At 60.6% G+C, this 22,154-nt stretch carries 21 protein-coding genes and 1 pseudogene; 7 read left to right on the forward strand and 15 right to left on the reverse strand.

From position 1 onward, the window contains the following. Nucleotides 1-179: 179 nt before the first annotated feature. Nucleotides 180-449: pseudogene (locus tag R6W86_RS14880) on the forward strand (Rsd/AlgQ family anti-sigma factor); the annotation flags it as partial. 76 nt (nucleotides 450-525) lie between these two features. On the opposite strand, the gene R6W86_RS14885 reads toward R6W86_RS14880, so the two are convergent. The 3 genes from R6W86_RS14885 to R6W86_RS14895 form a co-directional block, all read right to left on the reverse strand. Next, nucleotides 526-1,263 carry an FKBP-type peptidyl-prolyl cis-trans isomerase gene (locus R6W86_RS14885; RefSeq protein WP_410330146.1) on the reverse strand — a complete coding sequence of 246 codons (738 nt, stop codon included), beginning with the start codon at nucleotides 1,261-1,263 and terminating at the stop codon, nucleotides 526-528. 132 nt (nucleotides 1,264-1,395) lie between these two features. Then, a complete protein-coding gene (locus R6W86_RS14890; protein WP_410330147.1) occupies nucleotides 1,396-1,785 on the reverse strand; it encodes a DUF4124 domain-containing protein in 390 nt (129 codons plus the stop codon). Continuing rightward, the gene (locus R6W86_RS14895; RefSeq protein WP_410330148.1) at nucleotides 1,782-2,294 is read right to left on the reverse strand and encodes a TIGR02444 family protein; all 513 of its coding nucleotides are present in this window, start codon (nucleotides 2,292-2,294) and stop codon (nucleotides 1,782-1,784) included. The genes R6W86_RS14890 and R6W86_RS14895 overlap by 4 nt, the downstream gene beginning before the upstream one ends. 42 nt (nucleotides 2,295-2,336) lie before the next feature. Between R6W86_RS14895 and R6W86_RS14900 the strand changes: the two genes are divergently transcribed. Next, nucleotides 2,337-4,283 carry an ATP-binding cassette domain-containing protein gene (locus R6W86_RS14900; RefSeq protein WP_410330149.1) on the forward strand — a complete coding sequence of 649 codons (1,947 nt, stop codon included), beginning with the start codon at nucleotides 2,337-2,339 and terminating at the stop codon, nucleotides 4,281-4,283. Nucleotides 4,284-4,302: 19 nt separating this feature from the next. Here R6W86_RS14900 and ppx read toward each other — a convergent pair whose 3' ends face one another. Further along, on the reverse strand, nucleotides 4,303-5,784 hold the full coding sequence (ppx, locus tag R6W86_RS14905; protein ID WP_410330166.1) for an exopolyphosphatase: 1,482 nt from the start codon (nucleotides 5,782-5,784) through the stop codon (nucleotides 4,303-4,305). 336 nt (nucleotides 5,785-6,120) lie between these two features. On the opposite strand from ppx, the gene trxA reads away from it, so the two are divergent. After that, nucleotides 6,121-6,447, forward strand: a complete 327-nt coding sequence (gene trxA / locus R6W86_RS14910) for a thioredoxin TrxA (protein WP_014420340.1) — start codon at nucleotides 6,121-6,123, stop codon at nucleotides 6,445-6,447. 83 nt (nucleotides 6,448-6,530) lie between these two features. On the opposite strand, the gene R6W86_RS14915 is transcribed toward trxA, so the two are convergent. The 4 genes from R6W86_RS14915 to moaB are packed head-to-tail and all read right to left on the reverse strand — an operon-like array spanning nucleotide 6,531 to nucleotide 9,045. Further along, nucleotides 6,531-6,977, reverse strand: coding sequence for a molybdenum cofactor biosynthesis protein MoaE (locus R6W86_RS14915; RefSeq protein WP_410330150.1), 447 nt, complete (start codon nucleotides 6,975-6,977; stop codon nucleotides 6,531-6,533). A 1-nt stretch (nucleotide 6,978) separates the two neighbouring features. Continuing rightward, a complete protein-coding gene (moaD, locus tag R6W86_RS14920) occupies nucleotides 6,979-7,239 on the reverse strand; it encodes a molybdopterin converting factor subunit 1 (RefSeq protein ID WP_410330151.1) in 261 nt (86 codons plus the stop codon). Nucleotides 7,240-7,241: 2 nt separating this feature from the next. Next, nucleotides 7,242-8,456, reverse strand: a complete 1,215-nt coding sequence (gene glp / locus R6W86_RS14925) for a gephyrin-like molybdotransferase Glp (RefSeq protein ID WP_410330152.1) — start codon at nucleotides 8,454-8,456, stop codon at nucleotides 7,242-7,244. 13 nt (nucleotides 8,457-8,469) lie between these two features. Continuing rightward, entirely contained in the window at nucleotides 8,470-9,045 is a 576-nt protein-coding gene (gene moaB / locus R6W86_RS14930) for a molybdenum cofactor biosynthesis protein B (protein ID WP_410330153.1), read from the reverse strand. Between the two features lie 370 nt (nucleotides 9,046-9,415). Between moaB and rho the strand changes: the two genes are divergently transcribed. The 3 genes from rho (at nucleotide 9,416) to R6W86_RS14945 (ending at nucleotide 13,409) form a co-directional block, all read left to right on the forward strand. Then, entirely contained in the window at nucleotides 9,416-10,678 is a 1,263-nt protein-coding gene (gene rho, locus R6W86_RS14935; protein ID WP_410330154.1) for a transcription termination factor Rho, read from the forward strand. Between the two features lie 240 nt (nucleotides 10,679-10,918). After that, on the forward strand, nucleotides 10,919-12,406 hold the full coding sequence (ubiD, locus tag R6W86_RS14940; RefSeq protein WP_410330155.1) for a 4-hydroxy-3-polyprenylbenzoate decarboxylase: 1,488 nt from the start codon (nucleotides 10,919-10,921) through the stop codon (nucleotides 12,404-12,406). Next, nucleotides 12,378-13,409, forward strand: coding sequence for a 2Fe-2S iron-sulfur cluster-binding protein (locus R6W86_RS14945; RefSeq protein WP_410330156.1), 1,032 nt, complete (start codon nucleotides 12,378-12,380; stop codon nucleotides 13,407-13,409). Before ubiD ends, R6W86_RS14945 begins: the two co-directional genes overlap by 29 nt. A 197-nt stretch (nucleotides 13,410-13,606) precedes the next feature. On the opposite strand, the gene R6W86_RS14950 is transcribed toward R6W86_RS14945, so the two are convergent. From R6W86_RS14950 to R6W86_RS14975, 6 genes are all read right to left on the reverse strand, one after another. Then, a complete protein-coding gene (locus tag R6W86_RS14950) occupies nucleotides 13,607-14,848 on the reverse strand; it encodes a heme biosynthesis HemY N-terminal domain-containing protein (RefSeq protein ID WP_410330157.1) in 1,242 nt (413 codons plus the stop codon). Then, nucleotides 14,845-15,966 (reverse strand): uroporphyrinogen-III C-methyltransferase, encoded by a 1,122-nt coding sequence (locus R6W86_RS14955; RefSeq protein WP_410330158.1) that lies wholly within the window; start codon nucleotides 15,964-15,966, stop codon nucleotides 14,845-14,847. The genes R6W86_RS14950 and R6W86_RS14955 overlap by 4 nt, the downstream gene beginning before the upstream one ends. A gap of 8 nt (nucleotides 15,967-15,974) precedes the next feature. Further along, nucleotides 15,975-16,787 (reverse strand): uroporphyrinogen-III synthase, encoded by an 813-nt coding sequence (locus tag R6W86_RS14960; protein WP_410330159.1) that lies wholly within the window; start codon nucleotides 16,785-16,787, stop codon nucleotides 15,975-15,977. After that, complete coding sequence (hemC, locus tag R6W86_RS14965; RefSeq protein ID WP_410330161.1) at nucleotides 16,768-17,709, reverse strand: hydroxymethylbilane synthase; 942 nt, start codon at nucleotides 17,707-17,709, stop codon at nucleotides 16,768-16,770. Before hemC ends, R6W86_RS14960 begins: the two co-directional genes overlap by 20 nt. A gap of 78 nt (nucleotides 17,710-17,787) precedes the next feature. Next, nucleotides 17,788-18,567 (reverse strand): LytR/AlgR family response regulator transcription factor, encoded by a 780-nt coding sequence (locus R6W86_RS14970; protein ID WP_410330162.1) that lies wholly within the window; start codon nucleotides 18,565-18,567, stop codon nucleotides 17,788-17,790. A gap of 13 nt (nucleotides 18,568-18,580) precedes the next feature. After that, nucleotides 18,581-19,669: a sensor histidine kinase gene (locus tag R6W86_RS14975; protein ID WP_410330163.1), complete on the reverse strand. Its 1,089-nt coding sequence runs from the start codon at nucleotides 19,667-19,669 to the stop codon at nucleotides 18,581-18,583. Nucleotides 19,670-19,724: 55 nt separating this feature from the next. Here R6W86_RS14975 and argH point away from each other — a divergent pair, with 55 nt between their 5' ends. After that, nucleotides 19,725-21,134, forward strand: a complete 1,410-nt coding sequence (gene argH, locus R6W86_RS14980) for an argininosuccinate lyase (protein WP_410330164.1) — start codon at nucleotides 19,725-19,727, stop codon at nucleotides 21,132-21,134. Nucleotides 21,135-21,155: 21 nt separating this feature from the next. On the opposite strand, the gene R6W86_RS14985 is transcribed toward argH, so the two are convergent. Beyond that, nucleotides 21,156-22,154 (reverse strand): EAL domain-containing protein (locus R6W86_RS14985; RefSeq protein WP_410330165.1); only part of this gene is annotated, 999 nt, incomplete at its 5' end.

Consider the following 22,154-nt stretch of genomic DNA (forward strand, 5'->3'; position numbering starts at 1 on the left):
TAGCATCCGAAAAGAGTATTACAAAAAAAACAGAAATATTGTATAAACAATTAATTAAAAATTACATTATTTGGAATCGTTTTTTCTATTTCCGAAAATGTATTATTTTCTTTTTTAAAAATCAATTAATTGTCAATCATTATTAATTAAATAGAAGATGTCTGATAATATAAAAGTACTACGAGCAGTTGATACAGGAAGCCCGAGAGTTCAACGATGGCGGCCTGGAGCTCGCGGCCAAGGTGTATCCAAGGATCGAGCAGACGACGGAAATTGCGCTCAACTTCAATGATCGTCTGAACGGCCAGTCACTCTCAGAATCCCAGGTTCGTGAACTGTTCAATGAGCTCTCAAGGCTGGGGGAGGCTCTGGAGAGCCGGTTCGAGATGGAGGATTTCCTGATCGAGCATCTGCACAATGCCCATGCGGAGAAGGTTGCTTCCGCCTGATCGGAAGGCTAATCGACCATGAAAAAAGCCTCAGCCCGGCAGGTAGCCGGCACTGAGGCTTTTTTGTATCTGCCGGTTATTCTGACGTTGAGTCTTCTCCGGCGTCTGCCTGAGGATTGACGTCAAGCAGCTCGACATCAAAGACCAGGGTTTCGTTGGGGCCGATACTGCGATTACCGCCCGGGCCATAAGCAAGGTCCGCCGGGATGTAGAGCTTGTAACGGGCACCCTCGCTCATCAGTTGCAGGCCCTCGGTCCAACCCGGAATAACCTGGTTCAGGGCGAAAGTGACCGGTTCGCCGCGCTCGCGGGAGCTGTCAAACACCTCACCGGACAGCAGTTCGCCAGTGTAGTGGACCCTGACGGTATCCTCGGCGGACGGCTTGTCGCCGGCGCCATCTTCGATCACTTCATATTGCAGGCCGGATTCGGTGGTCTCAACGCCGTCCTTTTCCGCGTTTTCCGCCAGGAAGGCTTCGCCGGCTTCCTTGTTCTTCTGGGCCAGCTCTTCCATCTGCTTCTTCTGGTCTTCCTGCAGTTTTTGCTGGTAGGCCATCAGGGCTTGCTGGATTTCCTCGCGGGTCAGGCGCTTGGTTTCCTCGTCACCGGCATGGCCGTGCTGGATGCCTTGAAGGAACTGGTCCATCTGGAGATCCGGCAGGTCGTTGCTCATCCGCTCACCGAGCACCAGACCCATACCGTAACTGACCTTCTGTTCGGTGGATTCCAGCTTGGGATCTTCGGGTGTTTCCGGTGGCGTGGAACAACCGGTGACGACACCGGCCATGGCCAATGCAAGCAGGGTTTTCTTCATTACTGAGTCCTTAACGTTTTACGTAAGTACACGGGAGCAGTACTCCCGGATTGTCATTATTGAAACACAGAAGGTAACGGGTTCCGGCGCGAGATGCCACTGAACATGTGTTAAGGAACCCGACCCTTTCTGTCAGCTGCCGTTGCTGCCGGCGGTGGGGCCCAGGGAAAAGGGCGCGCTGTAGGGGGATTGCCAGTCGGTTTCAGAATCCTGTGCGGGGGAACCCGTGCGGGGCTTGTCCGGGCGTTCAATGGCCAGTGTGTTCCAGGGGCCCTGTGCCGGGGGCTGGTCGGCGTAGTGCCAGTTTCCGTCGGTGTCCTGCCATTTGAATATGATCTCCGGGCCATCGGTCGGCACCGGAGAGGGTACCAGGCCTTCAAATGCAGGAATTTCGTGCTCGGGTTCCTGATTGTCTGTTACGGGTTGGGATACCTCCTGGGGATCATCAATTCCGAAGAACATCAGAACCAGAAGAAATCCCAGGGCCGGAAACGAGAGCCGGATGAGCCATCTCATCATCATGGCTGGGAGTCTCCATTGGAGAATGAGGCCAGAATGTCGGCCAGTGTATTCAGCTCAGCTGCTGCATCGGTGACCTGTTCCGGCCGGTAGGCAGCAGCGGCAAGGTTGTTTCGGATCAGCTGGGCATGTCCCGTCATGTGGGCCTTGTCCGGAGTCTCAGTCGCAAATTTTTGCCAGGCCAGGGCCAGCTCCAGCTGCTCAGCCTGCAATTCAAGGCCGGCGACACCTTCGCGAAGGTCCTGACTGGATTCGTGGCCTTTGGGGAGATATTTGCGCACTGCCCGCAAAGCACCGGTTACATGCTGGCGCCACTCTGTTACCGTAGCGTGCTCCGTGCCGCTGTAGGGCCTGCCTTCAAGGGCCAGCCAACCAGCGCATAAAATCCGTGTAACGCTCCAGTCCTGATCCTGGAGCGCAAGACAGGTTCGCTGGGCACCGGGCATTCGCCAGAATGCCAAGGCAAAACGCCAAATCGGGTTATCCGGTTCCAGTTTCTCCGGTAATTCCACGCCGAACCTGCCCTGACCATCTTACGCTGATAAAATGGATTTATGTTAACGATTACTGATCTCAGTTTACAACGGGGTGGTGTCTGGTTGCTAGAATCCGTGAGTCTCACGGTTCAGCCAGGCCAGAGAGTGGCCATTGTCGGTGCCAATGGTGCCGGTAAATCCAGCCTTTTCCAGCTCTTGCTGGGCCAGTTGACGCCGGAGCAGGGCAGTGTTTCCTTGCCTGGGGGCTGCCGTATCGCCCACATGGCCCAGGAAATGGCAGCGTCAGAACGCAGCGCGCGGGATTTTGTGCTCGATGGCGACCTGGACCTGAGGCGGATGGAGACCGAGCTGGCGAGGGCGGAAGCGGCCGGCGACGATCACGCCGTGGCCAGGATCCATGGCGAGCTGGATGTGCATGAGGCCTGGTCGGCGCCGCGCCGGGCCGAGTCACTGCTCCGCGGCTTGGGATTTGCCGACGGGGACGCCGAGCGAGCGGTTTCGGCCTTCTCCGGTGGCTGGCGGATTCGGCTGAACCTTGCCCAGGCGCTGATGCGGCCCTCGGAACTGTTGTTGCTGGACGAGCCCACCAACCACCTGGATCTGGATGCCTGTCTGTGGCTGGAGAACTGGCTCCGGCGATATCCCGGGACCCTGCTGTTTATTTCCCATGACCGGGACTTCATGGATCGGGTTGCCTCCCACGTGGTGCACTTTGATCAGCGTAAACTGGAGCTATACACCGGCAACTACTCGGCCTTCGAGCGCCAGCGTGGCGAGCGTCTGTCCCAGCAGCAGGCCAATTATGAGCGCCAACAGGCTCGGGTTGCCGAGATCCAGCGCTTTATCGACCGGTTCAAGGCCAAGGCCACCAAGGCCCGGCAAGCCCAGAGTCGGGTCAAGGCCCTGGAGCGGATGGAACGCATCGCACCGGCCCACATCGACTCTCCGTTCAGTTTCGAATTCCCGGTGGCAGACAAGGTCTCCAACCCTTTGCTGTCCATTCGCAACGGGCAGGCAGGCTATGATGAAAGCGTAATCCTGGACAATATCAACCTGACCCTGCTGCCGGGCAGCCGCATCGGTCTGCTGGGCCCCAACGGTGCCGGCAAGTCCACCCTGATGGATACCCTCCGGGGCGAGCGCACAATGCTGGCCGGTGAGCGAACCTGTGGCGAGCACCTGGCGATCGGCTACTTCGCCCAGCACCAGCTCGAGTCCCTGGATCTGGATGCCAGCCCGTTTCTGCATCTTCAGCGCCTGGCGCCGAAGGCCTCGGAGCAGAGCATCCGCAATTTCCTGGGCGGCTTTGATTTCCATGGCGACGAGGCGCTGAGCCCGATCCGCTCATTCTCCGGAGGTGAAAAGGCCCGGGTGGCTCTGGCCGTGATCGCCTGGCAGAGACCCAATCTGTTGCTGCTCGATGAGCCCACCAACCACCTTGACCTGGAAATGCGGCAGTCGCTGACCATGGCCCTGCAGAATTTCGAGGGTGCCATTGTGGTGGTTTCCCACGACCGGCACCTGCTGCGCAATACCGTCGACAATTTCTGGCTGGTTAATGACGGCCGGGTCTCCGAGTACGATGGCGATCTGGAGGATTACGAACGCTGGCTGGCTGACCGTCGCAAGGATCGGGATGAGGGCGAGGCCCCCCGGCGGGAGACAGCCGAGGCAACCACGGCCCGTGCTTCCAATGGCGTGGGCGAGAGCGCCGACGACCGTAAGGCGCGCAAGCGCATGGAAGCGGAGATTCGCAAGAAGCTCAGCCCCTACCGGAAACAGCAGGCGAGTCTTGAAAAAGAGATGGAGCAGCTGCAACAGACGCTGGCGCAGCTGGAGCAAGATCTGTCGGATCCAGGCCTCTACGAGGAAGCGGGAAAGGCCAGGTTGAATGAATTGCTCGCCGGCCAGGCCGACGCCAGCCGACGCCTGGAAGAGGTCGAGGCGCAGTGGCTGGACATCAGCGAAACCGTGGAGACGCTGGAAGAGGAGCTGGCCGGTTAGTCCGAATAGATTTTCCTGGTTAGTCCGGATTGATCTTCAGGGTGAAGTCCTGTCGGGCCAGGTAGTCCCGTTCGTTCCCGAGGTCGGCCAGGGTCAATGGTCGGTCATCGAGCCAGCCGTCGGGGAAAGTGATCGTTAACTTGTCATTGCCTGGTTCCAGTCGGAACTCTGGCGGAGGCTCCATGTTCCGGGGATGCTGCAGCAGCACGGCCAGCCGAACCAGGATGCACAGGCGGTGCAGTCGCGACGTATCCTCCGGATCGAGCCCTTCGAAAATGGCCGGTGCAAACTTGCGCCGATGGCCCCGGACCAGTGTCGCCAGATCCCGCTGGAACTGCTGGCTGAAGCCCGGAAGATCGGAGTAACGGAGCAGGTAGGCCCCGTGCTTGTGGTACTGGCTGTGGGAAATGGTCAGGCCGATCTCATGCAGCCGGCAGGCCCACCGCAGTACTTCCTCGTCCGTGGCGGTGCGCAGGCCCCAGTGATCGGCAACCTGCTCCCAGGCCGCCACGGCGGTTGCTTCCACAGCGGCACCGTGAGCCTGGTCCACGTGATAGCGTTCCTGAAGCGCGGAAATGGTGCGTTCGCGCACGTCCTCGTGCTGGATCCGTCCGACAATGTCATAGAGCAGGCCTTCTCTCAGGGCGCCATCGGCAAAGGTCATTTCCTCGATGCCCAGGGACTGGAAGGCCCCCATCAGAATGGCAAAACCGCCGGGGAAGATGCTCTGTCTATCCGAGCGGACCCCCAGGTCGCCAAGTTTGTCGGTCTTGCCCATGTCCACCAGGCGCTTGCGCAACTCCTGCATGCCGGCACGGGTGATGGTGCCATCGGTGATCTTCAGGGTCGTCAGGACGCTGGCAATGGCCTTGATGGTGCCCGAGGAGCCGACCGCGCTCTGCCAGCCCACGTTCCGGTAATGCTGACGGATATTCAGTAATTCCTGCTCGGCGTGGGTCACCGCCCGGTCCATCTGGCGCCGGGTGATCTTGCCGTCGGGGAAGTAGCGGTTGCGGAAAGAGACGCAGCCCATGTGCAGGCTTTCCAGCTCCTGCGGCTCGAATCGCTGGCCGATGATGAACTCGGTGCTGCCGCCGCCAATATCGATCACCAGGCGCCGGCCGATGTCGTCGGACAGGGTATGGGAAACGCCCAGATAGATCAGGCGGGCCTCCTCCCGGCCGGCGATGATTTCAACCGGATAGCCCAGGACCTCCTCGGCACGGTTCATGAACTGGTGGGCGTTGCGGGCCATCCGAAGGGCGTTGGTACCCACCACCTGGACTACCTCCGGGGGCATTCCCCGCAGCCGCTGGGCGAACCGGCTCAGGCATTCCAGTGCGCGTTCCTGGGCGTCCTCCGTCAGGCGGTTATACTGGTCCAGGCCCGCGCCCAGTTGCACCTTCTCGCCCATTTTTTCCAGGGTACGGATTTCCCCATGTACCAGCCGGGCCACGACCATGTGGAAACTGTTGGAGCCCATATCAATGGCTGCCAGCATCTCCGGGCTTTGTGCAGCGTTTTCGGCGTTGTCTTCGGCCCTCACGTCGTCAGAAATCCTTGTGCGGTGAACTTGCGGGGTACTATAAGCTATCTTTCTCCGGCCTGTCAGTAACAGAACGCCCCCGGCAATTGGCCGCTGTCAGCATCCTGGCAATGAATAGTGTGGGATCTACTGCTTCACATCGGGCTGATCAATCGCGTAAAGTATTGCGTAACTTAAGCAGGTTGAATGGCTGTTCTATTAGCAGCATTCAGACTACAGTCAACAGCACCCCTGCTGGCTCGCGCAACTGCGCGGTACAGTCCCTGGTGGTGCCTGAATCAGGAAAAGGTAATGAGCGGAAATATCGTAAATGTCACCGACGCTTCTTTCGAGCAGGATGTACTGAAGTCCGACGTTCCCGTACTGGTGGATTACTGGGCCGAGTGGTGTGGCCCCTGCAAGATGATTGCGCCGGTTCTGGAAGAGATTGCCGACGAGTACGAAGGCAAACTGAAGGTCTGCAAACTGAACATCGACGAGAACGAACAGACCCCGCCCAAGTTCAACATTCGCGGCATCCCGACCCTGATGCTGTTCAAGAACGGCAACGTTGATGCAACCAAGGTTGGCGCCCTGTCCAAATCCCAGCTGGCCGCCTTCCTCGACAGCAACCTCTGATACCGTTGCTGTCGGAAAACCGCCCCTGAACACGGTTCACGGGCGGTTTTTTATTGACTTGAGTAATTTACGCCCTCGGGGAATCAATCCCAGGCCTCGGACCGGTCCCGGTCAGAAGCCTTCTGCTCCACCCAATGCTCGCTGTCCCCGGTAATCTCCTTTTTCCAGAATGGTGCCGAGGTCTTCAGTGCGTCCATGATGAATTCACAGGCGGCGAAGGCATCGCCCCTGTGGGCGCTGCAAACCCCTACAAAGACAATCTGGTCACACAGATCGAGCCGCCCGACCCGGTGAATCACCCGCGCCTTGCGCACATCCCAGCGCCGGGAAGCCTGATCAATCAGCCCCTGGATCACCTGCTCGGTCATCCCCGGATAATGCTCCAGGTACAGCCCGGTCACCCCCTGGAGGTCGCCGCTGTCCCGCACCAGCCCGATGAATGTGGCAATAGCTCCGGTTCCTGCACCACTGTCCCGCAACACATGGAATTCCGCTGCCGGATCAAAATCGTCAGTCTGGACCGAAATCATCTCAACCTCCCGTAACTGGCGGGAAAAATGCCACTTCGTCTCCGGCCTTTACCGGGGTGGACGGTTTGGCCATCGCCTGGTTCACCGCGATCATGACCGGCTGATCGCCCTGCAGCTGGGTCCAGGGGCCGCCCCTGGCGGCCAGCTGCGCGAGAATGTCACCAGCGGTCAGGTCCGGTAATGCCGGCAGTTCCAGGCTTTCGGTGCCCAGCTCTTCCCGCAGGCGCGCAAAAAAACGCACAGTCAGAATTTCATCTGTCATAGTCAGCTCATCAGCTCCGCAAACGAGTAATAGGTCAGCAGGTCGCCGGCTTTGACTCTGGTGTTTTCCGGAACCACAGCAAGACCATCCGCCCAGCAGGCGGAACTCAGGACGCCGGAGCTCTGGTTCGGATACGAAATAACTTGGACCTCGTCATCCGATACCTCCTTCCTGGCACGCACGAATTCCCGACGACTGGAGGGGGATTCCACATCAAAGCCGGCCGGCAACTGTTCACCAAGGGGCCAGGTCCTGTGGCGTCCCTGGCATTTCCGGATATAAGGCATGCCGACTATCAGGAAAGTTACCAGCACGGTTGCGGGATTTCCCGGTAGGCCAAGGATGGGGGTGCCGTCAATGGCGCCGAACGCCAGAGGCTTGCCGGGCTTGATGGCCAGCCGCCAGAGCGAAAGCTGGCCCTGTTCCTCCAGCACCGCCCGAACATGGTCTTCCTCGCCCACCGATACGCCGCCACTGGTAATCACCAGGTCCGCCTCGGACGCGGCTCGCTTGAGGGTCTCCCGCGTCGTTTCCCGGTTGTCTTTCAAGGTTTCGCAGATGGTGACCTCGCAGCCTGCCTGGGCAAGCAGGCCGAGCAGGGTGAAGCGGTTGGAGTTATAGATCTGGCCGCCGGCGATCGGCTGGCCCGGGTCCACCAGTTCGTCGCCAGTGGTCAGCACTGCCACTTTCATGCGGGCGAGGACCGACACCTCGGCAAAGCCCATGGAAGCAATCAGCCCCATTTCCTGCGGGCGAATCGGGGTGCCTCTGACCAGGGCCGTATCGCCCTGTTTCAGGTCCTGACCGCGACTGCGGATGTTCTGGTTCCTGGCAACCTCGGCCTGAACGAGGATGCCGTCGTCGGTCACCTCCACCCGTTCCTGCATCACCACGGCATCAGCCCCCTCGGGGATCTCCGAGCCAGTGAAAATTCTGGCGGCGGTGCCTTCGGCCAAGGGGCTTGGGGCCTCGCCGGCGGCAATCCGGCCAGAAACCGGGATTGGCTGACCGGACTTCAGGTCGGCCTTGCGGATGGCGTAGCCATCCACCGCGCTGTTATCAGCCGGCGGAACATCGGCCGGCACGTGCAGGTTTTCGGCCAGCACACGCCCCAGGCTCTCGCTGAGCGGTACGGTTTCCACCCAGGAAATCTCCGGTGCCCGGTCCAGGATGTGGGCGATGGCATCGTCGACGGAAGTCAGGTTTTGGCCTGCCATGGGTCCGCTCCTGTTATTTGGTTGCCCGGTTGCCGATGACCTGCTGCAAGCGGGGGAAAGCATCGTTCGCCGGTTTGCGCAGGACCAGGGCGGTAAAGTTGCAGGGCTGGTGTCGGCTGTCCAGCTGGCTCTTCAGGATGCCCTCCCAGCCGGTGCGACAGGCGCTTGTGGAGCCGGGCAGGCAGCAGATCACTGTGTGGTTGGCCAGGCCCCCAAAGGCCCTGGACTGGATGGTCGACGAGCCGATCTCCTCGGCAGACAGGCGGCGGAACTCTTCGCCGAAACCCTCGATGGCCTTGTCAAATAGCGGGCCAATGGCTTCCGGAGTACTATCACGTTCATGGAAGCCGGTGCCGCCGGTAATAATGACCACGTGGATGTCTGGGTCGGCGATCCAGTTGGACATCATGGACCTGATCAGGTAGACGTCGTCCGGCAGAATGCGGCGGGCAACCGGCTTGTGGCCTGCTTCAGCCGCGCTGTCTTCCAGGAACTGGCCCGAGGTGTCCTGTTCCGGTCCGCGGGTGTCGGAGACGGTGAGGATGGCTATGTTCAGGGGTTTGAACTCGTTGGTACTTTCGCTGCTCATGGCTGGGCTCCGCATTCCGAAAACTGGAGGTGATGGAATTTTCTTCAGTATCCGTATTGGCGAAGGATAATGGAAGGGGAGTAACCCCAGAGGGGGAGGTATCAGGCCAGTCTTACCCCCGTTTCATGGTAATTTGCTCTAATTTTGGTCAGTGCACTTGACATTCGGAGCCAAGGTGGCCGATGATCCTTCTTGCCCGGCGAACGGTTGTTCCCACTCTACTGGCTTCAGCAAACTATTCCGGAATCCACAACACCGGCTTGCTCCATCTGGCCAGCACCTGTTTCAGCTTTTATTTGTTCAATACGTTCAGGGGCACCCCTGTCATTCCAACACTCGTTTATTTCCATTCCTGAAAATCCAACAAACTATGAATCTTACTGAACTCAAGCAGAAATCCGTGCCCGAATTGCTCGAAATTGCGCAAGAAATGGGCCTCGATAACCTGGCTCGTTCGCGCAAACAGGATGTGATCTTCACCATCCTGAAAAAACATGCCAAGAGTGGCGAAGACATCTACGGTGACGGTGTACTGGAGATTCTGCAGGACGGTTTCGGCTTCCTCCGTTCCGCCGATGCTTCCTATCTGGCAGGGCCGGATGACATCTATGTCTCCCCCAGTCAGATCCGTCGATTCAACCTGCGTACCGGAGACACCATTGCTGGCAAGATCCGCCCGCCGAAAGACGGCGAGCGTTACTTTGCCCTGCTCAAAGTCAATGAGATCAACTTTGACAAGCCGGACAACGCACGTAACAAGATTCTGTTCGAGAACCTCACACCGCTGTTTCCCCAGGAGCGTCTGGTCCTGGAAGCCGGGAATGGCAGTACCGAGGATCTGTCTTCCCGGGTTCTGGACCTGGTGGCTCCGATCGGCAAGGGCCAGCGTGGCCTGATTGTGTCTCCGCCCAAGGCCGGTAAGACGCTGTTGATGCAGGGCATTGCCCAGTCGATCACCCGAAACAATCCGGAGTGTCACCTGATGGTGCTGCTCATTGATGAGCGTCCGGAGGAAGTGACGGAAATGCAGCGCACCGTCCGTGGTGAAGTGGTGGCGTCGACCTTCGATGAGCCACCTGCCCGTCACGTGCAGGTGGCCGAGATGGTGATCGAGAAAGCCAAGCGTCTGGTCGAACACAAGAAGGATGTAGTGATCCTGCTGGATTCCATTACCCGTCTGGCCCGGGCCTACAACACGGTGATTCCGTCCTCCGGCAAGGTGCTGACCGGTGGTGTGGATGCCCACGCCCTGGAGAAGCCGAAGCGGTTCTTCGGTGCTGCCCGGAATGTGGAAGAGGGCGGTAGTCTGACCATCCTGGCAACGGCGCTGGTGAACACCGGTTCCAAGATGGACGAGGTGATCTACGAGGAGTTCAAGGGTACCGGTAACATGGAGGTGCACATGGACCGTAAGATCGCCGAGAAGCGGGTCTATCCGGCCATCAATATCCGCAGCTCCGGCACCCGCCGCGAGGATCTGCTGATGTCCGAGGCGGATATCCAGCGTATCTGGATCCTGCGCAAGCTGTTGCACTCCATGGACGACGATACGGCGGCCATCGAGTTCCTGCTGGACAAGCTCAAGGATACGAAGACCAACGAAGAGTTCTTCCAGTCCATGAAGCGCCGGTGATCGCCGGCCTCAAGCGCTTCTGATTTAGGGGGCGGGTGTCGTCGGGGGCTTCCTCCGGAGACACGCCGTGAACCCATCCCTGGGGGCTTGGTCTTGCCATCCCTGGCAAGACACAGTCTCCGGAGGAAGCCCCCGACAACACCGTTCTGATTTCCTGCGCGCGCCTGTTCCCGGGCTTTCGAGAAGGTCCAAAGGGCGGCAAACTCCGTACCAAAAGGCCAACCTCGAACGGAGCACACGATGAAATACAACGACCTGCGTGACTTCATCCACCAGCTGGAGAAGCTGGGTGAGCTGAAACGGATCAGCGTGGAAGTCGACCCCCATCTGGAGATGACCGAGATCTGTGACCGCACGTTGCGGGCAGGCGGACCGGCGTTGTTGTTCGAGAATCCCAAGGGTTATGACATGCCGGTGCTGGCCAACCTGTTCGGGACTCCGACGCGGGTGGCGCTGGGTATGGGGCAGGACAATGTCACGGCGTTGCGGGAGATCGGCAAGTTGCTGGCATTCCTGAAGGAGCCGGACCCTCCCAAGGGTTTCAAGGACGCCATCGAGAAACTGCCGATCTTCAAGCAGGTGATGCGGATGAGTCCGAAGGTGCTGCGTTCGGCGCCCTGCCAGGAGGTGGTGATCGGGAAGGAACAGGTGGATCTGTACCAGATTCCGGTTCAACACTGTTGGCCTGGCGATGCTGGTCCGCTGGTGACCTGGCCGTTGGTGATTACCCGGGGACCGCACAAGGAGCGGCAGAATCTGGGGATTTATCGGCAGCAGGTGATCGGCCGTAATCGGTTGATCATGCGCTGGCTCAGCCATCGGGGCGGTGCGCTGGATTTCCGGGAGTTTCAGAAGGCCAATCCGGGTAAGCCTTACCCGGTGGCGGTGGCGCTCGGGGCGGACCCGGCCACGATTCTCGGAGCGGTGACGCCGGTGCCGGATACCCTGTCGGAGTATGCCTTTGCCGGCCTGCTCAGGGGCTCCCGGACGGAACTTGTGAAGGCCGCGTTGAGTGACTTGCAGGTGCCGGCTAGTGCCGAGATCGTGCTGGAGGGGTTTATCTATCCGGACGATATGGCGCCGGAGGGTCCGTTTGGTGACCACACCGGTTATTACAACGAGGTGGATCAGTTCCCGGTGTTTACCGTGGAGAGGATCACTCACCGCCGGGATCCGATCTATCACAGTACTTACACCGGTCGGCCGCCTGATGAGCCAGCGATTCTCGGTGTGGCGCTGAATGAGGTGTTTATTCCGATTCTGCAGAAGCAGTTCCCGGAGATCGTGGATTTCTACCTGCCGCCGGAAGGCTGTTCCTATCGGCTTGCCATAGTAACCATGAAGAAGCAGTATCCCGGCCATGCCAAACGGGTCATGATGGGCGTATGGTCGTTTTTACGGCAGTTCATGTATACCAAGTTCGTTATCGTCACCGATGACGACGTGAATGCCCGTAACTGGGAAGATGTGATCTGGGCGATGACTACCCGGATGGACCCGGTCCGGGATACCACAATGGTTGAGAATACGCCGATCGACTATCTCGATTTTGCCTCGCCGGTGTCGGGTCTTGGCTCAAAGATGGGGATGGATGCCACCAACAAGTGGCCCGGTGAAACCGATCGGGAGTGGGGCGAGCCCATTGTCATGACCGATGAGGTCAAGCGACGGGTGGATGACATCTGGGAGAGCCTGGGCATTGAAATTCCCGGCTCCAGCCCTGAGTGAGAAGGACAGTCATTTGCATCGGGTAGTGCTGTGGCCTTCAGGATTGCGTTATTCGGTGGATCCCGGCACTGATCTGCTCAGTGCCGCGGCGCAGGCAGGTGTTGCCGTACCGGCCGCCTGTCGAAACGGGGTCTGTGAGATTTGTGAGGCGCGATTGCGGTCCGGAGCCGCCCTGAATGCCCGCAATCAACGTGAAATTTCGATTGGCGAACGCCTCGTGATGTGTCGAACTCACGCGCTCGCTGATCTGGAACTGGAGATAACCGCCGTTATGGCAGCAGGAAACAATCAGCCCCGCAAGGTGCAGGCAAAGGTGGTGGATGTCCGGTCCATCAGCCACGACGTTTACCGGGTGGAACTGGAAATTCCGCGCCGTCGGGAGCTGTCTTTCCATGCCGGGCAGTACCTGTCGGTGAATCTGGCGGATACGGACCCCTGTTATTTTTCCATTGCCAGCAGCCCCTTCGAGCAGAATATCGAACTGCACATTCAGGCCTCTCCGGACTGGCTGTCGGCGCAAAAGGTGATCGACGCCCTGACTTCCGGTCAGGATGTGACCCTGGAACTGCCCCATGGCAAGGCCTGCCTGGCGTCAGCCCCGGAAAAGCCGGTGTTGCTGGTGGCCGCCGGAACCGGCTTTGCCCAGATTAAGAGCCTGGTGGATTACCTGCGCGAGACGAACTTCAACCATTCCATCAAACTTTACTGGGGCGTCCGCAAGCATGAAGACATGTACCTGCGCACCCTGGCCCAGCAGTGGGAGCGGGACTGGCCGCCGTTCACCTTCCTGCCGGTGGTGGGTGATGATGAGGATAATGACTGGGGTGGCCACCATGATCAGCTGGTGCGGGCGGTGCTGGCTTCCGGCATGGACTGGAAGAATGTGGACGTGCACGCCAGTGGTTCGCCTACCATGGTGTATACGCTGATGGACGCGCTGATTGAGGCGGGGTTGCCGCAGGAGGCGTTTTTCTCGGACGTATTGGAGTATGCACCCAGGTGAAAATGGGGTCAGAAGAAAGCGTTCTTCTGACCCCGGCTTGGCGATATCTCCGAGTTCGCGGCCGGGCATGAAAATGGGGTCAGATGAAAGCCTTCATCTGACCCCGTCTTGGCGTTATCTCCGAATCAGCGGCCGGGCATGAATTTGGGGTCAGATGAACGCTTTCATCTGACCCCTTCTTGGGTATGCCCTCAAGCTCAGGCCTTCGGCATCGGCAGCTCCGGTAGCCCGTTATCCTGGGCCAAACCCTGCATCATGAGTTTGATACTCAGCTCTTCCTCGCCCATGTGGGCATTCAGTCGGCTCAGTTCTGCCAGGGCCTCGCGGCCGCGGCGCAGACGCAGGCTGGTTTCGAAATACTCCCTGGCCTTGCCCCACAGCTCGTTGCGCAGGCTCAGTCGACCCAGGGCCAGCAGGAGTTCGGGGTTGTTGGGACGGTCCTTGAGCCACTGCTCGGCGATCAGCAGCTGCTCATCCGTTTTCTGCCCCTCAATCCGCCCGTAAAGGTTGATCAGCTCATCACTCCAGTGGTTTCGTAGTACCTTGCGCAGCAGGGTTTCAGCCTGGGCTTCATCGCCCAGTCTGGCCAGCAGGCGAGCGTAATCCCGGATGGTGTATTCATCCCGGCGCAGGAATCCGGGCAGCTCGTCCCAGAGTCGGGTCAGGGGTTCCAGAGACGCTTTCGGGTCTTCCTTACGGGCCCGTTCACAGTCCTCGGCCGCCCGCTCCAGCAGGTTGTGCCAGACTTCCCGCTCCAGCTCGTGGAACTCCTCTTCCGGCAGAACATCCCGCTTGCGCAGTTCTGGCAGCAGCCTGGACAGTTCGCGCCAGTCCTCGAGTCTCAGGTAGGTATTCTTCAGCAGCTTCAGTACAAAAGGATGATGCGGTGACTGCTTGCGCAGCCGTATCAGGGTGGCAAGTGCCTGTTCCAGTCGGTTGCCCGCCAGTTGCAGCTGGGCCTGGGTGATACCCACGGCAAGGTCAGAGCCCGGCGTGCTCTCGAAGGCCCGGCGCAGCAGGTCATCCACCGCCTCATGGTCGCCGGATTCAAAAGCTGCCTGGGCCGCCGCCAGGTAGTTGATCAGCGGCGTGTCCGCCTTGTCGGCGGCGGAGGTCAGCAGCTTCCGGGCCCTGGGCCAGTTGCCTTCCGCCAGTGCCAGGAGTCCCTGGGTGGTGCGACGTCGAGCTCGACGCTCATTGCCACGCGCGATCCAGCCAGCGACCCTGCCGGTGCCCTGGCGGAAACGGCGAATCAGGTTGATGGCCACCACTGTCAGTACCACCAGCGCGACAAACAGCGCCAGCCCCACCCAGAAATTGGTTTCCACCAGGTAGTGGCCCAGGCTGACCCGGATATAGCCCAGATCATATTGCAGGCCCAGCGCCAGGCCGGTGCCGATCAGCAGTGCAATCAGGATAATCAGCAGGAGGCGGATCATGATTCCGAGCCTCCGGCGTCGGCACTGGTCTCCTCGCCGTCGCCGCCATTGCCATCGAGCCGGCCGGCCAGGCGCTGCTTGAGAAGGTCGAGGGATTTGCTGATGTCCGGCAGTTCCGGATCGACGTCACGGTTGGCCAGCTCCGCGAGGGTATCCGACAGCGCTTTCACCCGGAGATTTTCCGGATTGTACCAGTCACTGATCGCCGCCCGGGCCTTGGCGAGGGCGCGTTCATACAGGGCTTGATTGCCGCGCAAGACGGCCATTTCGGCTTCTTCCAGCATCAGCTGGAGGTTGAGCCGGGCGTAAGCGCTCTGGTCCGGTGACAGCAATGGTTTGACCGGTTCATCCATCCGACGTACCACCACAACCCGGCCGAGGGTGTCGGTGAACTGGCTCCAGGCCTGGGCGAGCAGGCCCGGGCCGCCTTCGGTGGCGCCCAATGTGGCTTTGCTGTCTCCGCCCACGAATCCGGGGGCCGACTGGTGGATCAGGGCTTGATCCGTGAGCTGGTTGACGCTGTCGATACCGGCTTCCAGCGTGAGATAAAGGCCGGTGCGGTCGACGTTTTCAATGCCTTTGAGGGCAAGCAGTTCCCGGGCCAGCTGCTGGCGCACCGGGTAGACACCGATGTCATCGGATTCTTTGAGGACCTCGTCGGCGGCCTGCAAGGCGGAGATGGCGCCGCCAATGTCCTTTTCGATCTGCAGGCGCTGGTTGGCGATCCGGAGCAGGTATTCCGCCTCCGCCAGCAGCCAGTCGGTACGAGTCCGGTTACCGGCTTCGAGCAACTCCCGGGCATTGTGGTCAATCTGGCGTTGCTGGGTGGCAATCAGTTCGCGCTGGGCGGCCAGCTTTTCCTCCAGGGACTGGAGTCTTTGGGCCTGTTGGCTGCCCCGGTCGCCATACAGATCTTCCAACTGGCGGGTGTCCTGTTGCAGGCTCTCGATAGTCTGTAACGTCGCCTGGTGCGCCTGCCATTGCTGCCAGCTCCACAGGGCCAGGGCAATGGCGGCGACCAGTGCAACAATCGCGAGTAACCACAAGGGCCAGAGCTTCTGGCGGCTGGGTTGTTCCCGAGGAATGGGAGCGGGCAGTTGATCGGTTGTTTCAGTCACGGGCGTCCTTACGTTTTATTTGCGGCGCCACCGTTTCTGCCATAAAGCTGTGCTGCAACAGTGGCCACGATGTCATTATCGGCAAGACTTCCTGGTACACACGGTTTTTCAAATCCCGCCTCCCGGGCCGTCTGGGCCACACGTTCGGCGGGAACGATCAGTAACCTATCGTATAGATTATGGCCGCTCTTCGCACATAGTGCGATGAGATTGTTCAAGGTTTCCCCGGACAGTGCCACGATAACCTCCGGCGCGAATTGGCTGAGGGCAAGGTTCACTTGCTCCGGGGAATGGTCCGGGCAGAACCGGCGATACAGGGGCAGGATGGTGACCCTTGCGCCTCTCGATTCCAGGGTCTGGCGGATCAGTTCACGGCCGTCCTCGCCCCGGGCAATCAATACCCGTTCTCCCTCCGGCCGGGCCAGGGAAGGGAGTTCCAGCAGGGCTTCGCTGGTCCAGCCGCTCGCTGGCCGGCGAACCGACAGGCCGTGACCGGCGAGGACCGCGGCGGTTCCTGCTCCGACCGCATACCAGCGGATCCCCATGGGAATCTGGGGCCACCAGGTGTCGATTTCCTCCAGCAGCCGGCGGGCGGCGTAGGGGCTGACGGCAATGACGTGGGTGAACTGGTCCAGGTTCAGGATCGTGGTGCGGTTTTCCGGGGTTTCCGGCAGCGGCTCCCGGTCGATCAGCGGCAGGATCCCGGTTTCGGCTCCGGCGGATTCGAAGGCTCGCGCAAGGCGGCCGGCTTCCGGTTCCGGCCGGCAGATCAGGACCCGCCGGCCGGACAGGCAAGGCTGATCAGCGTGGGGTATGACCATAGATTTCCGCCAGTACCTTGTCTGCCCCCATGGCCAGCAGGTCTTCGGCGAGTTCCCGGCCCAGGCGTTCGCCCTCGCCCCGGGGTGCTCTGCCTTCCACCCGGAATATCTGCTCTCCGTTGACCGCGCCCACCAGTCCGCGCAGCCAGAGGGTGTCTTCGTCTTCCAGCAGGGCGTAGGCGGCGATGGGTACCTGGCAGCCGCCTTCGAGGCGACGGTTCAGTGCCCGCTCGGCCCTGACCCGGTCCCACGTGTCGGTGTGGTTCAGGGGTGCGATCAGTTCCAGCAGTTCGGTGTCGTCCACCCGGCATTCGATGCCGAGGGCACCCTGGCCGACTGCCGGCAGGGAAACGGTGTCCGGCAGGCAGTAACGGATACGGTTGTGAAAACCCAGGCGCTTGAGGCCGGAGCTCGCCAGCACGATGGCGTCGTATTCCTCGGCATCCAGCTTCGCCAGCCGGGTATTCACATTCCCGCGCAGGACCTTGATCTGCAGGTCGGGGCGGTAGGCGCGCAGCTGGGCTTCCCGGCGCAAGCTGGCGGTACCGACCACGGCTCCGTCGGGGAGGGCATCCACGGTCTCGCACTTGTTGCTGACGAAGGCGTCGGTCGGATCCTCACGCTCGCAGATAGCCACCAGTCCCAGACCTTCCGGGAACTCCATGGGCACATCTTTCATGGAGTGCACGGCCAGGTCGGCACGGCCGTCGAGCATGGCCTCCTCAAGTTCCTTCACGAACAGTCCCTTGCCACCGATTTTCGCCAGCGGCACGTCCAGGATCTTGTCGCCCTGGGTCTTGATCTTGACGAGCTCAACACTGACGTTGTCGTGCAGGCGCTCCAGTTCGGCCTTGATGTGTTCCGCCTGCCAGAGCGCAAGGGCGCTGCTGCGGGTTGCGATGCGAAGGGTACGTTTGGACATGGCACTCACTGTCGGTTGGGAAAATGTCCGCCAAGGTTAACGCGTGACGGCGGAAATGTCCCGTGGTGAAAACCGCAGTCAGCCGGGCTGGTGTTCCTGCAACCACTGGCGAACGTCGGCGGCATGGCGTCGACTCACCGCGAGGCGCTCGGGCCTGTCCCGCAGGATGATCCGGTTCTGACCTTCGGTCGTGCGCTCCAGTGCCTTGATGAACCGGACCCGGACCAGGGTGTTGCGATGAATCCTCAGGAACTGGTCTGGGTAACTGGCTTCCAGCTCCTTGAGGGTGTAGTCGGACACCGTCTCGCCGCCCAGGTGATGGATGGTGACGTACTTCTGGTCCGCCTCGCAGTAGAGAATGTCCGTCAGGTCGATCAGCTCCGTGCCCCGGTGGGTCCGGACCGCCAGCTGGTCGTTCCTCTGTTGGGTGCTGCCGGCCAGCTGCTGGCGCTGGACCCGGTTGACCCGGCCGACCCGCTCCAGGGCCTCGGCCAGGGCTTCCTTGCGCACCGGTTTTAGCAGATAAGCGGTGGCCTGGACGTCGAATGCCTGGATGGCGTAATGGTCGTAGGCGGTACAGAAAACCAGGGCCGGTGGATGCTCCAGCTGGCTCAGGCGAGCCGCCGCCTCGATGCCGTCCATGCCTGGCATGCGGATATCCAGCAACAGGATGTCGGGCTCCAGTTCGGCGACTTTCTGCAACGTGGTGTCGCCGTCGGCGGCTTCCCCGCAGATGCGGTAACCGGGCAGGGCGTCAACCAGTCGCCGAAGACGCTCCCTGGCCAGGGGTTCATCATCGGCAATCAGGATGTCCAGATTGTGGTTACCGTTTGCGGTCATGGCGTCTGATCTGCTCATTGGTTTCCATCAATTACTTTTGGCTTGCCTTCCGCCGGGGCAGGCGCAGGGTCACGGTGTAGGTCTCGTGCTGATGGCTGTGCTTGAGCACGGCCGGTTCGCCGAACAGTGCCTGCAGCCGTGACTGGATGTTCGCCAGCGCGATACGGTTGCCCCGGTGACGTCGCTGGTCCTGTTCCGGTTTCGGATTCTGCACCATCAGGTAGACAAACTCACCCCGGGCCGAAATCTCGATCCGGACGGCGCCCCCTTCCGGCCGTGGCTGGATACCATGGTAGATGGCGTTCTCGATCAGCGGCTGCAGGGTCAACGGTGGAATGGCCTGATGTTCCAGTCCCGGGCTGACGGCCCAGACCACCTGCAGGCGATCACCCAGGCGCAGACTCTCGATGGCGAGATAACGCTGGCACAGTTCCAGTTCCCGGGCCAGAGGAATCAGTTGGTCGGAGGTGCGCAAGCTGGCCCGGAACAGTTCGGAGAGATCCAGCACGGCTTCCTCGGCCTGTTCGGGGCGGGTGGCAATCAGACTGGCGATGGTGTTCATGCTGTTGAACAGAAAATGTGGCTGGATCCGGGCCTGCAGCGCCGCCAACCGGGCCCCCATCTCGGCTTCCCGCTGGGCCTGCCACTGGTGCTGGAGGTAGAAGTAGCGCAGCACCATGAGTACGATCAGCAACGCCACCAGCAGCTTCTTGGCGATGCCCTGCCACTTGGTGACACCGGGCTCGGGATGCAGGACCCGGTCGGCAAACAGGCTGAAGGCCAGGACGTCGGCGAGCACAATGGCAACGATGAGCAGGGTCGAACGGGTGACCGTCATCCGCGCCAGGCGGCTGCGAAGCAGGCAGATCAGGGCGGTGCTGGTGAGGGTGGTCCACTGTACGAACAGGGACAGCAGGCCGAAGTAGCTCCAGTCGATCCAGCCGGTCTCGGTCTGCACGATCGACAGCACCAGCACGAACAGTTCGCTGGTGACCAGAAGCAGGAATACGGCCCGGACCCGGCACAGATCCGGGACGAAGAAATCATGACTGCTCACACTTTTGTCGCCGTTCAGGGGTGTCTCCTTTGCACCGGTCAGAATGCTATAATCCCGCCACATCAAATGTACCCGTTGCCCGCAGATGATGCCGGGCCGTCAGCAGGAAAGATAGACCATGACGGATCAGAAAAAGTCTGACCAGACCACATCCTCCGAAAAACCCTGGGGCGGGCGCTTCAGCGAGCCCACCGATGCCTTTGTCGAGCGGTTCACCGCGTCCGTGGGTTTTGACCAGCGCCTGTATCACCACGACATCACCGGTTCCATCGCTCATGCCACCATGCTGGCGGAAGTGGGCGTGCTCACCATTGAGGAGCGGGACCAGATCATCGAGGGGCTGAAGGGTGTGAAGGCCGATATCGAGGCCGGCAAGTTCGAGTGGTCCGTGAGCCTGGAAGATGTGCACATGAATGTCGAGGCACGGCTGACCGACCGTATCGGCATCACCGGAAAGAAGCTGCATACCGGCCGAAGCCGGAATGACCAGGTGGCCACCGATATCCGCCTTTATCTGCGCGACGAGATCGACGTCATCGCCGAGGAACTGAAGCGCCTGCAGACCGGCCTGCTGGATCTGGCCGAGCGTGAGGCCGACACCATTATGCCCGGCTTCACCCACCTGCAGACTGCCCAGCCGGTCACCTTTGGCCACCATCTGCTGGCCTGGTACGAAATGCTGGTCCGCGATGGTGAGCGCCTGCAGGACTGCCGCAAGCGGGTCAACGTGATGCCCTTGGGTGCCGCTGCCCTGGCGGGTACCACCTATCCCATCGACCGGGACATGACCGCCCGGTTGCTGGGCTTCGATCGGCCCACCGAGAACTCTCTGGATTCGGTCAGTGACCGGGATTTTGCCATCGAGTTCTGCAGTTTCGCGGCGCTGCTGATGAGCCACCTGTCCCGGTTCAGTGAGGAACTGGTGCTGTGGACCTCGGCCCAGTTCGATTTTATCGACCTGCCGGACCGCTTCTGCACCGGTTCATCCATCATGCCCCAGAAAAAGAATCCGGATGTGCCGGAGCTGGTGCGTGGCAAGACCGGTCGGGTCAATGGTCACCTGGTCAGCCTGCTGACTCTGATGAAGAGCCAGCCGCTGGCGTACAACAAGGACAACCAGGAAGACAAGGAGCCGCTGTTCGATACCGTTGACACGGTCAAGGGCTGTCTGAAGGCCTACGCGGACATGATTCCGGCGATCCGTTCCAAGGTGGACAATATGCGAGTGGCGGCCAAGCGTGGTTTCTCCACCGCCACCGACCTGGCGGACTACCTGGTCAAGAAAGGCGTGCCTTTCCGGGATGCCCACGAGATCGTTGGCAAGTCAGTGGCCTTTGGTGTGGCTGAAGGGAGGGACCTGTCCGACATGACCCTGGAGGAGTTGCGGCAGTTTTCGGATATGATCGGTGAGGATGTGTTTGATGTGCTCACCCTCGAAGGCTCCGTCCAGGCCCGCAACCACCTGGGTGGTACGGCGCCGGAGCAGGTGCGGGCGGCAGTTGCCCGGGCCCGAAAACTGATGGGTTGAGCGGGATTTCCGGCTCCCGGGTCAGCCGCCCGGGTGGCCGGATGAGAGGCCCGCCACAGCCGGCGTCAGGTCCTCCAGTGGCCGGGGATCTTCCAGATGGGAGCCCTGGCCGAAATGGATCCCGAGGGTCCGTACTCTCCGCAAGGTGTGGTCGCTTTCGATATGGGTAGCGACCGTGGTTTTCCCAGCCGCCTCGGCGATCCGGTGCAAGGCTTCCACCATCACCTGTTGCACCGGGTCCTCCTCCAGCTTTTCCATCATCCTGCGGTCCAGCTTGATGATGTCCACGGGCAATTTTGCCGCCAGGCTGTAACTTTCCACCGAGGCCCCCGCCCCTTCCAGCGCCACCCGGCAGCCAATCTTGTGCAGGGCGTCGCACAGGATGGCGACGTCGTCCGGATATTGGGTGGCATGTTCCTCGCGGATTTCCAGGCAAAAGTATTCCGGCGAGAACGGCGAGTTGGCCAGTTCGGCTTCCAGAAAGTCGGGGAAGGTGTCATCGAGCACGCTGGTGATGGACAGGTTGAAGCCGCAATACTTGATGCGCGGCTCCAGCAGCTTGTGTTGCGACAGCCAGTCGAGGGTCTGCCGGATCACCTGACGGTCCAGGCGTTTGGCCAGATCAAAGCGTTCGGTGACCGGCAGGAACTGGTCCGGTTGAAGTTGGATCTGGCCGTCCCGAAGCGCAGGGATGCGGCACAATATCTCGATATGGTCACCCCAGGTGGCGCTGGCGACGGGCTTCAGCGCCTGGTATTCGAGCAGCAGCCGGTCGTTGTCCAAGGCCTCCCGGATCTGGTCGAGCCGTTTGGCAATCAGGTCTTCGTCCATGCTGGAGGCGATAGCCCGAGCCGTGTGGATCCGGTTGCGGCCGGAGGTCTTGGCGGTATGACACAGGTCGGCGGCCTGGGTCAGCAGTTTTTCCGGATCGTTCGGAAATTCGTTCTCGATTACCAGCAGACCGCCGCTGACGGTGGTATGCAGCTTGCTGCCCTGCCATTCGAAGACAAAGCTGCGAAC

Source organism: Marinobacter sp. (genome assembly GCF_046484525.1).
Classification (GTDB): Bacteria; Pseudomonadota; Gammaproteobacteria; order Pseudomonadales; family Oleiphilaceae; genus Marinobacter.

Coding starts and splice junctions, on each gene's coding strand:
- hemC (WP_410330161.1), bottom strand. CDS start 17,709: ATGTCCAAACGTACCCTTCGCATCGCAACCCGCAGCAGCGCCCTTGCG.
- R6W86_RS14890 (WP_410330147.1), bottom strand. CDS start 1,785: ATGATGATGAGATGGCTCATCCGGCTCTCGTTTCCGGCCCTGGGATTT.
- moaB (WP_410330153.1), bottom strand. CDS start 9,045: ATGAGCAGCGAAAGTACCAACGAGTTCAAACCCCTGAACATAGCCATC.
- moaD (WP_410330151.1), bottom strand. CDS start 7,239: ATGACAGATGAAATTCTGACTGTGCGTTTTTTTGCGCGCCTGCGGGAA.
- trxA (WP_014420340.1), top strand. CDS start 6,121: ATGAGCGGAAATATCGTAAATGTCACCGACGCTTCTTTCGAGCAGGAT.
- ppx (WP_410330166.1), bottom strand. CDS start 5,784: ATGCTGGCAGCCATTGATATGGGCTCCAACAGTTTCCACATGGTCGTG.
- glp (WP_410330152.1), bottom strand. CDS start 8,456: ATGGCAGGCCAAAACCTGACTTCCGTCGACGATGCCATCGCCCACATC.
- argH (WP_410330164.1), top strand. CDS start 19,725: ATGACGGATCAGAAAAAGTCTGACCAGACCACATCCTCCGAAAAACCC.
- R6W86_RS14950 (WP_410330157.1), bottom strand. CDS start 14,848: ATGATCCGCCTCCTGCTGATTATCCTGATTGCACTGCTGATCGGCACC.
- R6W86_RS14970 (WP_410330162.1), bottom strand. CDS start 18,567: ATGAGCAGATCAGACGCCATGACCGCAAACGGTAACCACAATCTGGAC.
- R6W86_RS14975 (WP_410330163.1), bottom strand. CDS start 19,669: ATGTGGCGGGATTATAGCATTCTGACCGGTGCAAAGGAGACACCCCTG.
- R6W86_RS14915 (WP_410330150.1), bottom strand. CDS start 6,977: ATGATTTCGGTCCAGACTGACGATTTTGATCCGGCAGCGGAATTCCAT.
- R6W86_RS14900 (WP_410330149.1), top strand. CDS start 2,337: ATGTTAACGATTACTGATCTCAGTTTACAACGGGGTGGTGTCTGGTTG.
- R6W86_RS14960 (WP_410330159.1), bottom strand. CDS start 16,787: ATGGTCATACCCCACGCTGATCAGCCTTGCCTGTCCGGCCGGCGGGTC.
- ubiD (WP_410330155.1), top strand. CDS start 10,919: ATGAAATACAACGACCTGCGTGACTTCATCCACCAGCTGGAGAAGCTG.
- R6W86_RS14885 (WP_410330146.1), bottom strand. CDS start 1,263: ATGAAGAAAACCCTGCTTGCATTGGCCATGGCCGGTGTCGTCACCGGT.
- rho (WP_410330154.1), top strand. CDS start 9,416: ATGAATCTTACTGAACTCAAGCAGAAATCCGTGCCCGAATTGCTCGAA.